At 67.4% G+C, this 11,438-nt stretch carries 13 protein-coding genes; 4 read left to right on the forward strand and 9 right to left on the reverse strand.

Annotation, left to right across the window (positions count from 1 at the left end):
- Positions 1–117: 117 nt before the first annotated feature.
- The 4 genes from NJ1_RS26100 to NJ1_RS26115 form a co-directional block, all read right to left on the reverse strand.
- The gene (locus NJ1_RS26100; protein WP_067699087.1) at positions 118–969 is read right to left on the reverse strand and encodes a phosphatidate cytidylyltransferase; all 852 of its coding nucleotides are present in this window, start codon (positions 967–969) and stop codon (positions 118–120) included.
- A 308-nt stretch (positions 970–1,277) separates the two neighbouring features.
- The gene (frr, locus tag NJ1_RS26105) at positions 1,278–1,835 is read right to left on the reverse strand and encodes a ribosome recycling factor (RefSeq protein WP_067699004.1); all 558 of its coding nucleotides are present in this window, start codon (positions 1,833–1,835) and stop codon (positions 1,278–1,280) included.
- Between the two features lie 51 nt (positions 1,836–1,886).
- Complete coding sequence (gene pyrH / locus NJ1_RS26110; protein ID WP_067699006.1) at positions 1,887–2,621, reverse strand: UMP kinase; 735 nt, start codon at positions 2,619–2,621, stop codon at positions 1,887–1,889.
- A gap of 217 nt (positions 2,622–2,838) precedes the next feature.
- The gene (locus tag NJ1_RS26115; RefSeq protein WP_067699008.1) at positions 2,839–3,720 is read right to left on the reverse strand and encodes a helix-turn-helix transcriptional regulator; all 882 of its coding nucleotides are present in this window, start codon (positions 3,718–3,720) and stop codon (positions 2,839–2,841) included.
- A gap of 106 nt (positions 3,721–3,826) precedes the next feature.
- On the opposite strand from NJ1_RS26115, the gene NJ1_RS26120 reads away from it, so the two are divergent.
- Together NJ1_RS26120 and NJ1_RS26125 are read left to right on the forward strand one after the other, a co-directional pair.
- Positions 3,827–4,708 (forward strand): NmrA/HSCARG family protein, encoded by an 882-nt coding sequence (locus NJ1_RS26120; RefSeq protein WP_067699089.1) that lies wholly within the window; start codon positions 3,827–3,829, stop codon positions 4,706–4,708.
- A 9-nt stretch (positions 4,709–4,717) separates the two neighbouring features.
- Entirely contained in the window at positions 4,718–5,245 is a 528-nt protein-coding gene (locus tag NJ1_RS26125) for a cupin domain-containing protein (protein WP_067699010.1), read from the forward strand.
- Between the two features lie 87 nt (positions 5,246–5,332).
- On the opposite strand, the gene tsf is transcribed toward NJ1_RS26125, so the two are convergent.
- On the reverse strand, positions 5,333–6,157 hold the full coding sequence (gene tsf / locus NJ1_RS26130) for a translation elongation factor Ts (RefSeq protein ID WP_067699012.1): 825 nt from the start codon (positions 6,155–6,157) through the stop codon (positions 5,333–5,335).
- A gap of 101 nt (positions 6,158–6,258) precedes the next feature.
- Positions 6,259–7,143 carry a 30S ribosomal protein S2 gene (gene rpsB, locus NJ1_RS26135; protein ID WP_067699014.1) on the reverse strand — a complete coding sequence of 295 codons (885 nt, stop codon included), beginning with the start codon at positions 7,141–7,143 and terminating at the stop codon, positions 6,259–6,261.
- A gap of 332 nt (positions 7,144–7,475) precedes the next feature.
- Here rpsB and NJ1_RS26140 point away from each other — a divergent pair, with 332 nt between their 5' ends.
- Together NJ1_RS26140 and NJ1_RS26145 are read left to right on the forward strand one after the other, a co-directional pair.
- Complete coding sequence (locus NJ1_RS26140; protein WP_157574211.1) at positions 7,476–7,985, forward strand: M23 family metallopeptidase; 510 nt, start codon at positions 7,476–7,478, stop codon at positions 7,983–7,985.
- A gap of 67 nt (positions 7,986–8,052) precedes the next feature.
- The gene (locus NJ1_RS26145; RefSeq protein WP_067699017.1) at positions 8,053–8,565 is read left to right on the forward strand and encodes a DUF1990 domain-containing protein; all 513 of its coding nucleotides are present in this window, start codon (positions 8,053–8,055) and stop codon (positions 8,563–8,565) included.
- Positions 8,566–8,722: 157 nt separating this feature from the next.
- On the opposite strand, the gene NJ1_RS26150 is transcribed toward NJ1_RS26145, so the two are convergent.
- The 3 genes from NJ1_RS26150 to NJ1_RS26160 form a co-directional block, all read right to left on the reverse strand.
- Positions 8,723–9,487, reverse strand: coding sequence for a siderophore-interacting protein (locus NJ1_RS26150; protein WP_067699093.1), 765 nt, complete (start codon positions 9,485–9,487; stop codon positions 8,723–8,725).
- 154 nt (positions 9,488–9,641) lie between these two features.
- Positions 9,642–10,406: an N-formylglutamate amidohydrolase gene (locus NJ1_RS26155; protein WP_281202161.1), complete on the reverse strand. Its 765-nt coding sequence runs from the start codon at positions 10,404–10,406 to the stop codon at positions 9,642–9,644.
- 43 nt (positions 10,407–10,449) lie between these two features.
- Positions 10,450–11,373, reverse strand: a complete 924-nt coding sequence (locus tag NJ1_RS26160; protein ID WP_067699021.1) for a tyrosine recombinase XerC — start codon at positions 11,371–11,373, stop codon at positions 10,450–10,452.
- Positions 11,374–11,438: the final 65 nt, after the last annotated feature.

The raw sequence follows: 11,438 nt of genomic DNA on the forward strand, positions 1-11,438 counted from the left end.
CTTCTCTCGTTCTCGGATGACCGTGTTCGAAGATGACTGGGTTCGAAGAAGACTGGGTTCGAGGATGTCCGTGTTCGGGGTGACGCGTTCCGGCCTGATTCAGAGTTCCGGCGTGATTCAGAGCAGTGCGGTCAGCACCAACCAGGACACGAAGGCCGAGGGCAGCATCGAATCGAGGCGATCCATGATCCCGCCGTGACCGGGCAGCAGCGTGCCCATGTCCTTGATGCCGAGCTCGCGCTTGACCTGGGATTCGATCAGGTCGCCGGTGGTGGCGACCACGACCAGGCCCACCCCGAGCAGCACGCCGATCATCGAATTCGCCTGCAGCAGCAGGGTCACCGTCAGCAGACCGCCGATGACCGAGAAGACCAGCGAACCGCCGAAACCCTCCCAGGACTTCTTCGGGCTCACTGCCGGAACCATCGGATGCTTGCCGAACAGCACGCCCGCGACATAGCCGCCCACATCGGAGCAGACCACCAGGATCATGAAGGTCAGCACCCGCAGATTGCCGTCGTCCTCGAGCAGCAGCAGGACCGCGAAGGAGGCCAGCAGCGGAATCCAGGCCAGGGTGAAGATGCTGATCGCGGTGTCGCGCAGGTAGTTTCGCGGCGTGGCCTGCAGTCCGTGGTCGAACAGTCGCCACACCATCAGGACCAGGGTCGTCGCGCCGAACGCGCCCAGCACGCCCTGTGACCCCGCCGGCCAGGCCAGCCAGATGATCGCCTGCCCGCCCAGGATCAGCGGAATCCGCGGCACCAGGACATCGGCCTCGCGCAGCCGCTTGGACACCTCCCAGGTCGCCACGGCCATGGCCACCGCGATCACGCCGATGAGCACCTCGGGGGCCCACAGCAGAATCGCGATGAGCGACAGGCCCAGCGTCATACCGACCGCCAGCGCCGCCGGGAGATTACGCCCCGCCTTGGACGCGGGCGCGGCGGGCGCCGCGTCACCGGACGCCACGGCCGGGGCCGACGTGACCGCGCCCGCATCGACTCCGGCGTCCCCGCTCACGGTCGCCTCGTCTCCCCCGACCCCGGAGGCCGCGGCGGTGACCGGACCTGTCGCCGGCACTCCCGCGCCGCCGTTCGGTGCGGCACCGGCTTGTCTCGGCGCGGAGTTGCCCTCGACCGGTACGGACGCGCCCTGAGGCGGCGTCGCGTTGCCGGCGGCGGCAGTTTCTTCGGCCACGATTGTCCCGTCGCTCACTTGTCGTCCGTGTTCCTACCCCCGGCCGGCGCGGCCGGCCGTCCTAGAACATCGAGCAGCCCTCAGACCTCGAGCAGCTCGGCTTCCTTGTGCTTCACCAGTTCGTCGATCTGGTGGACGTACTTGCCGGTGGTCTTGTCCAGATCCTTCTCGGCCCGGCCGACCTCGTCCTCGCCGGCCTCGCCATCCTTCTGGATGCGGCCCAGCTCGTCCATGGCCTTGCGGCGCACGTTGCGGATCGCGACCTTGGCGTCCTCGCCCTTGGACTTGGCCTGCTTGACCATTTCCCGGCGGCGCTCCTCGGTGAGCTGCGGCACCAGCACGCGAATGATGTTGCCGTCGTTGGTCGGGTTCACGCCCAGATCCGAATTGCGGATCGCGGTCTCGATATCGCGCAGCTGCGAGGCCTCGTAGGGCTTGATGACCAGCATGCGCGGTTCGGGCGAGGCGATGCTCGCCACCTGGGTGATCGGGGTGGGCGAACCGTAGTAATCGACGACGACCCGGGAGAACATGCCCGGATTCGCGCGACCGGTCCGGATCGTGCCAAGGTCTTCCTTCGCCGACGAGACGGTCTTCTCCATCTTCTCCTCGGCGTCGAAGAGCGCTTCTTCAATCACGGCGTTTCCTCCACAGCGTCATCGTTCTACTCGTACGGATCGAGTCGTCGGTCAGGACCGGACCAGGGTGCCGATCTTCTCACCGGCGACGGCACGGGCGATATTGCCCTTCGTCAACAGATTGAACACCAGCATCGGCATCTGGTTGTCCATGCAGAGGCTGAAGGCGGTGGCATCGGCGACCTTCAGATCGCGTTCCAGGACTTCCTTGTGCGTGATCTCGGTGAACATGGTGGCGTTCGGATTCTCGCGCGGGTCCGAATCGAAGACACCGTCCACGCCCTTGGCCATGAGCACGACCTCGGCGCCGATCTCCAGGGCGCGCTGCGCGGCGGTGGTGTCGGTGGAGAAGTACGGCATGCCCATCCCGGCGCCGAAGATCACGACGCGGCCCTTCTCCAGATGGCGCTTGGCGCGCAGCGGAAGGTACGGCTCGGCGACCTGACCCATGGTGATGGCGGTCTGCACGCGGGTGTCGATACCCTGCTTCTGCAGGAAGTCTTGCAGGGCAAGGGAATTCATCACCGTTCCCAGCATGCCCATGTAGTCCGAGCGGGCGCGCTCCATACCGCGCTCCTCCAGCTCGGCGCCGCGGAAGAAGTTACCGCCGCCGATGACCACGGCCACCTGCACACCGTCCTCGACGACCTCGGCGATCTGCTCGGCCACGGTCTGCACCACATCGGGATCGAGGCCGACCTTGCCGCCGCCGAACATCTCGCCGCCCAGCTTGAGGAGCACTCGGCGATAGCCCTTGCGGTCGGGCGCCGTATCCGGGTCCGTCATCGGTCTCCTTGTCTCGGGCTGAACGCGCGTGGGGCGCACATGAAAAGACCATCCCGGCGCATACGGAATGCACGGGACGGCAACAATCTTTGTCTATCCTGCACCACGAGCGGTCACGACGGTGCGGCGACCCTCGATACGGCTCACCTATTCGTGACATTTCGGACGCGCCCACCCGGCAGAGTCGGACCCGGTCACCCGGTGAAGTCGGACCCGGTCACCCGGCGGAGTCAACCGCGTTCTCCCCGGCCGCCAGCAGCGCGGCGATCCGCCCGGCGACGACGGCGTTCGCGGGCACCTGCGTGACCAGCAGCAGGTCCGGATTCTCCACCGGGCGCAGCTGGAAGACCTCGAGATCGAGGATTCCGGCCACGGGATGGTCGATCACGATCACCGCCGGACGGAATCTGCGCACCCGGTGGTCGGACCACCAACGCGCGAACTCCGGACTCGTCCGGCTCACCGCCGCCGCCAGATCCAGCAGTCGCGCGTCGCCGGGACGCCGCCCCAGCGCTTCGCGCAGCTGGCTCAGCACCGCCCGGGCCGCGGGCTCCCACCCCGGCATCATGGAGCGGGTCACCTCGTCGGTGAACATCATCCACAGCAGATTGCGCCGGCCCTCGGGCAGGGCGAGCGGATCGCGGCGGGTCACCGCGTAGGGCCGGTTCCAGACCAGGAAATCGAAGCCCCGGTCGTAGATCGAGGCGATATTCGGCGACACCGCGTCGACCAGGCATTGCAGGCGCGCTCGATCGGAATCGGAATAGCCGACCTCGGGCTCGGACAGTCCCGCCAGGAACCGCAGGTGCCGATGCTGATCGGGATCCAGGCGCAGGGTGCGCGCGAGCGCGTCGATCACCTGCCGGCTGGCCTCCACATCGCGGCCCTGCTCGAGCCAGGTGTACCAGGTCAGGCCCACCCCGGACAGTTCCGCGACCTCCTCGCGCCGCAATCCGGGGGTGCGCCTGCGCGCCGGATCGCCGTGCGGCCGCAGCCCCACCTCGTGCGGCTGCAGCCGGGCGCGCTGCACCCGCAGGAATTCGCCGAGCTGCGCGTGCCGCGAGCCTGCCGGACCGGAATTGCCTTTGCCACTTACCATTTCATCGATCCTGTGTACAGGGTCCTACCTAGCAGTATCGCCACCAGGACAGATTCGCGTGCGAGTTCCTACCGTGAGCTTCAGTCACGAGACAGGGGTGCACGACGTGAGCGATACCAAGGGACCGGTTCTGGTCATCGGAGCAACCGGCAGACAGGGCGGAGCGGCCGCTCGGGCACTGCTCGAAAGAGGCTGGGAAGTAAGGGCTTTCGTCCGGGATCCGAAATCTCCGGCGGCGGCGCGACTGCACGAGGCCGGGGCGGAGCTGCTGGCCGGCGACCTCGACGACGAGGAATCGCTGCGCGCGGCCCTGGAGGGGGTCCACGGCGTCTTCCTGATGCTGACCATGATCGAGGGCGTCAATATCAGCCTGGCGGCGGTGGCGGCCGAGGAGCGGCGCGGGAAGGCGGTCGCGGATCTGGCGCTGAAGGCGGGTGTCGGGCATCTGGTGTACAGCTCGCTCAACGGCGTGTACTCGGGGTCCGGCATCGAGTACTACGACGCCAAGGAACATATCGAGGAGCACATCCGGGAGCTCGGGCTGCCCGCGACCATGCTGCGGCCGGTGTCGTTCATGGACAACTTCGGCACCTACAGCAAACCGGCCCGGCAGGGCGACGAGCTGGTGCTGTCGCTGGCCCTGGGACCCGATACGCCCATGCCGCTCATCGCCATTCGCGATATCGGCGAGGTCGCGGCCATCGCGTTCGAGCGGCCCGGCGAGTTCATCGGGGGCGTCGTGGAACTCGCCGGTGAGGTGCTGACCCCGCGGCAGATCGCCGACACGTTCGGCCGCGCGGCCGATCTGCCCGCCCGGACCTTCCAGGTGCCGATCGCGCAGATCAAGGCGTTCGACGAACAGGTCGGCAAGATGTTCGAGTTCTTCGAACAGAAGCCCGCCACCGTCGATGTCGCGGCCCTGCGCGAGATCCACCCGGGACTGCTCACCCTCGAGGCCTGGATCCGGGCCACCGGCTGGAAACTGTAGGAGCACACCATGACCGACGGATTGCTGGCGGCCGACGGCCTGCTGCTCCCGCCCGGAACCGGCGACAGGGTGCAGCCGACCATGACGCTCAAGGTCGGCGCGGACCGTTCCGACGCCTGGTCCGCGTTCGAGGCCCGGGTGCCGCCCGGCTTCGACGTGGGCGCGCACTGGCACGGGGAGGCGGAGGAGATCTTCTACGTGGTCGAGGGCGAACTGGACCTGCTCGCCTTCCACCCCGCCGCCGAGGCCATCGGAGACTGGCGCGCCTGGGAGGCCTCGGACGGCACGACCGTCTATCGAGGCGGTCCGGGCAGTTTCATGTACGTGCCGGCCGGGTGTCCGCACGCGTTCTTCAACCCCGGGACAGTCACGGCCACAATGCTTTTCATGGTCACCCCGTCCGGGCACGAGAAGTACCTGAAGGAGCTGACCGACCTGCTGACCTCGGGTGAGGCGACAGCGGACAGCATCGGGGAACTGCGGCTCGAGCACGACATCCACCAACTCACCCCACTACAGAACCGCCCGCCGGGCTGAGCCGCGAGACTGGCAACTTCCTGCCAGTGGAACGAAACAAGCCCCCGCGCACCGGAATCCGGCGCACGGGGGCTTGTTTTCGGCCTATCAGGCCTGACCGACCTCGAAACGAGCGAAGCGGGTGATGGTGACACCGGCCTCGTCCAGGAGGGCCTTCACGGTCTTCTTGCTGTCGGTGACCGACGACTGCTCCAGCAGGACGACGTCCTTGTAGAAGCCGTTCACGCGACCTTCGACGATCTTCGGAAGGGCGGCCTCGGGCTTGCCCTCCTCCTTCGCGGTGGCCTCGGCGACACGACGCTCGGCCTCGACGACCTCGGCCGGAACCTCGTCACGAGTGACGTACTTGGCCTTGAGCGCGGCGATCTGCATGGCGGCGGCACGCGCGACCTCGGCAGCGGCGTCGCCCTCACCCTTGTACTCGACCAGCACGCCGACGGCGGGCGGCAGGTCGGTGGCGCGCTTGTGCAGGTACGTGGCGACCGGGCCCTCGAAGGACACGACGCGACGCAGCTCGAGCTTCTCGCCGATCTTGGCGGCCAGCTCCTGCACGGCCTGGTCGGCGGTCTTGCCGCCCAGGTCGACAGCCTTCAGGGCTTCCAGATCGGCCGGGCGCGCCTTGGCGGCCGCGGTGGCGATGCTGGTGGTCAGCTCCTGGAATTCGGCGTTCTTGGCGACGAAGTCGGTCTCGGAGTTGATCTCGTACATGACGCCGTCCTGCGCGGCGACCAGGCCCTCGGCGGTGGCGCGCTCAGCGCGCTTGCCGACGTCCTTGGCGCCCTTGATGCGCAGGTGCTCGACGGCCTTGTCGAAATCGCCCTCGTTCTCCTCGAGCGCCCGCTTGCAGTCCATCATTCCGGAGCCGGTGAGCTCGCGAAGCCGCTTCACGTCAGCGGCGGTGTAGTTCGCCATCTAGGGCGAGCCTCCTCAGTGTTGGTCTGTGGTGGTCACACCATGCCGCCCGCCTCCGAACAGGAGGGGGCGGCAGGGTGAACTTACGTCGTTGACGCGACTCAGAAGTCGGCCGGCGTGGTGGCCGGGGGAACTTCCTGGAGTGCGGCCTCAGCGGCGGTCTCGACGGGGGCCTCGGCCGTGGCCTCGGCGGGAGCCTCGACGACGGGGGTCGCCGAAGCCAGCAGCTCCTGCTCCCACTCCGCCAGCGGCTCGCCGGCGGCGCCGGCTTCCGGCTTGGAGTCGCCACCGGCGCGCGCGGAACGAGCCTGCATGCCCTCGGCCACCGCGGAAGCGACGACCTTGGTCAGCAGCGCGGCCGAGCGGATCGCGTCGTCGTTACCCGGGATCGGGTAGTCGACGAGGTCGGGGTCGCAGTTGGTATCCAGGATCGCGATGACCGGGATGTTCAGCTTGCGAGCCTCACCGACGGCGATGTGCTCCTTGTTGGTGTCGACGACCCAGATGGCCGACGGAACCTTGGCCATGTCCCGGATTCCACCGAGGGTGCGCTCGAGCTTGTTCTTCTCACGCGTCAGCATGAGGATTTCCTTCTTGGTGCGACCTTCGAACCCGCCGGTCTGCTCCATCGCCTCGAGTTCCTTCATGCGCTGCAGGCGCTTGTGGACCGTCGAGAAGTTGGTGAGCATGCCACCCAGCCAGCGCTGGTTCACGTACGGCATGCCGACGCGGGTCGCCTCGGAAGCGATCGATTCCTGGGCCTGCTTCTTGGTTCCGACGAAGAGAACGGTGCCACCGTGGGCGACAGTCTCCTTGACGAACTCGTAGGCCTTGTCGATGTAGGTCAGCGTCTGCTGAAGGTCGATGATGTAGATGCCGTTGCGGTCGGTGAAGATGAACCGCTTCATCTTCGGGTTCCACCGGCGAGTCTGGTGTCCGAAGTGCGCGCCGCTGTCAAGCAGCTGCTTCATAGTTACGACAGCCATAGCTCCCGTTAACCTCTTTCTTTGCTGGTTGTCACAAGGGTCGGCGACCCCTGTCCTAGCGCTCACGGCCACCGGAACCCTCCGAGATAATCAGGGGGACCAGCCGGCGGCACTCGATGTGGGCGCGCGAAGTCGGTCGGCGTTTACGCAAACCGCTGGCTCAGTTTACGCAGCGGTCCCCCAGTCGCGAAATCGGGTCCTGGACGTGCGGCTGAAAGCGACGCGGACAGAGCTCAAAAGTTAGAAGCGGGTGATATTCACATGCCGCCGATCAATCCACACTCGCCGACGGGGCCATTTCGCGACACGATGCGCGGGCGCACGCTCTGCTCATGCGCCTGTATATGTCGATCGTTCTGGGCTGGTTGCCGCTGATTCTGTTCGCGCCGTTGCTCACCGCACCGGTCTGCACGGCCGCGCCGAACACGGATTTCGACTGGCCGCTACGGCCGCGCCCGGAGGTGGTGCGGGTATTCGACAAACCCGCGCACGACTGGCTGCCCGGGCATCGCGGCGTGGATCTGGCCGGGAGTGCGGGACAGTCCGTTCTCGCGGCGGGGGACGGCGTCGTGGCGTTCGCGGGTGCGGTGGCGGGCAAGCATGTGATGTCCATCGATCATGCCGACGGGGTGCGCACCACCTATGAGCCGGTCCAGGGGGCACTTCCATTGGGCCGCAGAGTAATTCGCGGTTCCACCATCGGAACTCTGGAATCGGGGCACCCGGGCTGCGCCGCATCCGCGTGCCTGCACTGGGGTGCCCGGCGCGATCACGATTACATCGATCCCCTGGGCCTGCTGCACCACACTCCGATCCGCCTGAAACCGGTCGGCACGTCGTGAATCACCGAGGTGGTGAGGCGGCTCACCGACCACCCATCCGGGTGCCGAAACCTGTGAGGATGGGGATATGTCGAACGAGCCCGCCGTCCCCTTCACCTATTCCGAGGTCGGCGCGACGAAGGGGAACTTCCCGCCGGGCTACCACGAGTTCCGGCTCCGTCGTCGAATCGGTGCGGGCCGGGCACTGTTCGAGACGGCGGGCGCGCAGATCCTGGCCTATCGAATGCAGAAGGGCACCGGCATCTTCCGCGAGGCCACCACCGACACCGCCGAGCCCGGCACCGAGCTCACGGTTCGCCTGGGCCCCGGCCCCCTGGGCATCACCGCTCCCTGCCGAGTCGTCTACCTTCTCGACGAACCCGACCGGCGCGGCTTCGCCTACGGCACTCTCCCCGGCCACCCCGAAACCGGCGAGGAACTGTTCGCCGTGGAATACGACCCCACCGACGAATCCGTCTATGGCATCGTCGAAGCCTTCTCCCGCCCGGGCGCCTGGTACACCCGGCTGGGCGGCCCGGTGGTCCGTCTCGTTCAGCGCTGGTTCGCGGGCCGCTACATCGACACACTTCGCCCACGCTGAGAGGGCGAGCCCCGAAGCGAAATACCCCGGCACCCTGCGGCGGCCGAGAGTATCGATCGAGCGTGCCGGTCAGCCCGCGTTCAGCTCCGTCGGAGCGGGACTCGCATTCCGTTGCGGCGATGCACCGTTCGTCGATGTCGGGGCAGGCCGCGAGGGCTCATACGGCGGCGGGGGTCGCCTTTTCACGCTCGGCGAGTTCGGACTTCCAGGTGCGGAAGCCCTCCTCGGTACGGCCGCGACGCCAGTAGCCGGAGATGGAGTTCGCCCATTCCGCGGAGACGCCGTGCTCCTTGCGGATGTAGGGGCGCAGGTCGTGCATGACGGCCTGGGCTTCACCGTGGATGAAGACCTGGACCTGGCCTTCGAGCCACGGCAGGGCGCGCACGGCCGCCGCCAGCGCCACGCCGGGTTCGGCATCGCCGCGGTGGACCCAGGTGAGTTCCACACCCTCGGGGTGCACGACCGCGACTTCGTCCGCGGGACCGTGGACTTCGAGAACGATGTAGCCGACGGCGTCGGCGGGCAGTGCCTCGGAGGCCGCGGCAATAGCGGGCAGGGCGGATTCGTCACCGGCGAGCAGGTGCCACTCGGCGTCGGCGCGCGGGGCGTACGCGCCGCCGGGGCCCATGAGTTCGATGGTGTCGCCCGGTTCGGCGGCGATCGCCCAGGGTCCGGCGACACCCTCCTCGCCGTGGTAGACGAAATCGATCGCGATCTCCTCGGCGGCGGGGTCGACCGAACGCACGGTGTAGGTGCGCATGACATCGCCGTCCGGACCGGGGAAGGCGAGCTTGACGTACGCGTCGGTGAATCCGTTGGGCTGGAACGAGGCGAAGCCGGGACCACCGAGATGCACCCTGACCAGGTGATCCGACAGGCGGATCGTGTGCTGGACCACGAGCGTCGTGCGTGTGCGTGCCAAGGGATCCTCCTGCATAATTAGGGTTACCTAACTGAACCTAGCATGACCTTCGATAGCTCGTCGATACAGCGGCGATATGACAGATCCCACGATCCTGCCGTCGACCGGCGACGAACCCCGCGTACGACGGGGTCCCGCGCACCGGTCACGGCGTTTACGCCAGTGCCTCGACGAGACCACTCAAAGCCCTTGCCAAGCGCTCGAGTCCAGGTCCGGGCACACCACCTGGCTCGGTCATATACGAATCGCGCCGGATTTCGATCATCAACGCACTCACGCGTGAATCGATTCCATAGCGGTCCAGCGGCACATAAGTACCCACGAACGGAGTGTTTATGCCTCTTTCCCCGAAGTCGGCGAAGACGGACTCGGCGAGCGCGGTCAATTCGGGAGGAGTGTGAAATTCGTCCACGCCCAGACAGATCGCCGGCCGAGGGGCGTCACCGTGCAATTCGTAGGGCAGTCGGCGCGTGGGGTACGAGTGCACGTCGATGATCACGGCCCGGCCGGTGACAGCGAGCCGATCCGCCACCACCTCCGACATGGCCCGGGCATACGGATGGAAATAGCTCTCGAGCAACGGCGCGGGATCGAAATCCGGCGGGCGCAGCGCATCGCCATGGGTGGTGCGGGTGTAGACCGCGCCCATGCCGACCGCGAGCATCTGCTCCCGCTCGTCCGGGAACCGCTCGGGATCCACCACCAGTCTCGACAGCCGATTGACGAATTGCCAAGGCGAAGAATGGCATTGCGCCGCCGCGAGAGCGGCGAGCCGAGCGGTGTGCGCGTCGGTGATGCGGTCCAGTTCCGCGTCGAGTGCCCTGTCACCGAGCAGGATCCCGGCCCGAACCGCGGCCGGAATGGCGGTGGCTGAGTGTGGCACATGCAGGATCACCGGCGAATCGGCATCCCCGCGCACCAGCTCGACCGACTCGGGGATACCTGCGCGGCGACGCGGATGCTCACGCGCGGGGGTGGGCTTGATCGTGCACCTTCTTGAGACGCTCTATGGAGACGTGGGTGTAGAGCTGGGTGGTGGCCATGCTGGCGTGCCCGAGGATTTCCTGAACGACTCGCAGATCCGCGCCGCCTTCGAGCAGGTGGGTGGCCGCGGTATGGCGGAAACCGTGCGGGCCCATGTCCGGAGCTCCCGGAATCGCGGAGATCACCTCGTGCACAACACTTCTGGCTTGGCGCTGATCCAGCCGACCACCCCGCCGGCCGAGCAGCAGGGCGCGCCCCGACGCGTCGGTGGCGAAGGCGGAGCGGCCGTGCCGCAGCCAACTGTCCAGGGCCGCGTCGGCCGGTCCGCCGAAGGGCACGGACCGCTCCTTGTTGCCCTTGCCCAGCACCCGGACGAGTCGGCGCTCGCGATCCACGTCCTCGATGTCGAGCCCGCACAGTTCACTGACCCGGATCCCGGTGGCGTACAGCATCTCCACGATCAGCCGATCCCGCAGGGCCATCGGATCATGCTGGGCCGCACCGGATTCCGCCGCCTCCATGGCCGCTCGCGCCTGTTCCTTACCCAGTACCGACGGCAGCACTCGATGCGCCTTCGCCGAGCCGAGCCGAGGTCCGGGATCCACCGTCAACCGCCCGGTATAGGTCAGCCACGCGGTGAAGGTGCGCGCCGAGGAGGCCCGCCGCGCCATGGTCGTGCGCGCCGCACCGCTCGCCGCCTGCTGCGCCAGCCACGACCGCAACAGCGCCAGATCCACCTCGCCCACACCGGAATCCGCCGACCGCTGCACCAGATGCTCCAGCAGTGACCGCGCATCCCCCGCGTACGCCCGCACCGTGTGCTCCGACCGATTCCGCCCGAGCCGCAGATGCCGCCCGTACTCGGTCAGCAACGCCTCCAGATCCTCGGGCAATCCACTCATCACCCCACCTTCACCACCCCACCCCCACAAGGCAAGCACCCGCGCCGGTCACCCCGCTCACACCT

The sequence above is a fragment of the Nocardia jejuensis NBRC 103114 genome (assembly GCF_001613145.1).
GTDB classification, from domain to species: Bacteria; Actinomycetota; Actinomycetes; order Mycobacteriales; family Mycobacteriaceae; genus Nocardia; species Nocardia jejuensis.

What these genes read in the sequence shown, in the direction of transcription:
- NJ1_RS26115 (WP_067699008.1), bottom strand. Translation starts at nt 3,720, where the DNA reads ATGGTAAGTGGCAAAGGCAATTCCGGTCCGGCAGGCTCGCGGCACGCG.
- NJ1_RS26125 (WP_067699010.1), top strand. Translation starts at nt 4,718, where the DNA reads ATGACCGACGGATTGCTGGCGGCCGACGGCCTGCTGCTCCCGCCCGGA.
- NJ1_RS26160 (WP_067699021.1), bottom strand. Translation starts at nt 11,373, where the DNA reads ATGAGTGGATTGCCCGAGGATCTGGAGGCGTTGCTGACCGAGTACGGG.
- rpsB (WP_067699014.1), bottom strand. Translation starts at nt 7,143, where the DNA reads ATGGCTGTCGTAACTATGAAGCAGCTGCTTGACAGCGGCGCGCACTTC.
- NJ1_RS26145 (WP_067699017.1), top strand. Translation starts at nt 8,053, where the DNA reads ATGTCGAACGAGCCCGCCGTCCCCTTCACCTATTCCGAGGTCGGCGCG.
- tsf (WP_067699012.1), bottom strand. Translation starts at nt 6,157, where the DNA reads ATGGCGAACTACACCGCCGCTGACGTGAAGCGGCTTCGCGAGCTCACC.
- NJ1_RS26140 (WP_157574211.1), top strand. Translation starts at nt 7,476, where the DNA reads ATGCGCCTGTATATGTCGATCGTTCTGGGCTGGTTGCCGCTGATTCTG.
- pyrH (WP_067699006.1), bottom strand. Translation starts at nt 2,621, where the DNA reads ATGACGGACCCGGATACGGCGCCCGACCGCAAGGGCTATCGCCGAGTG.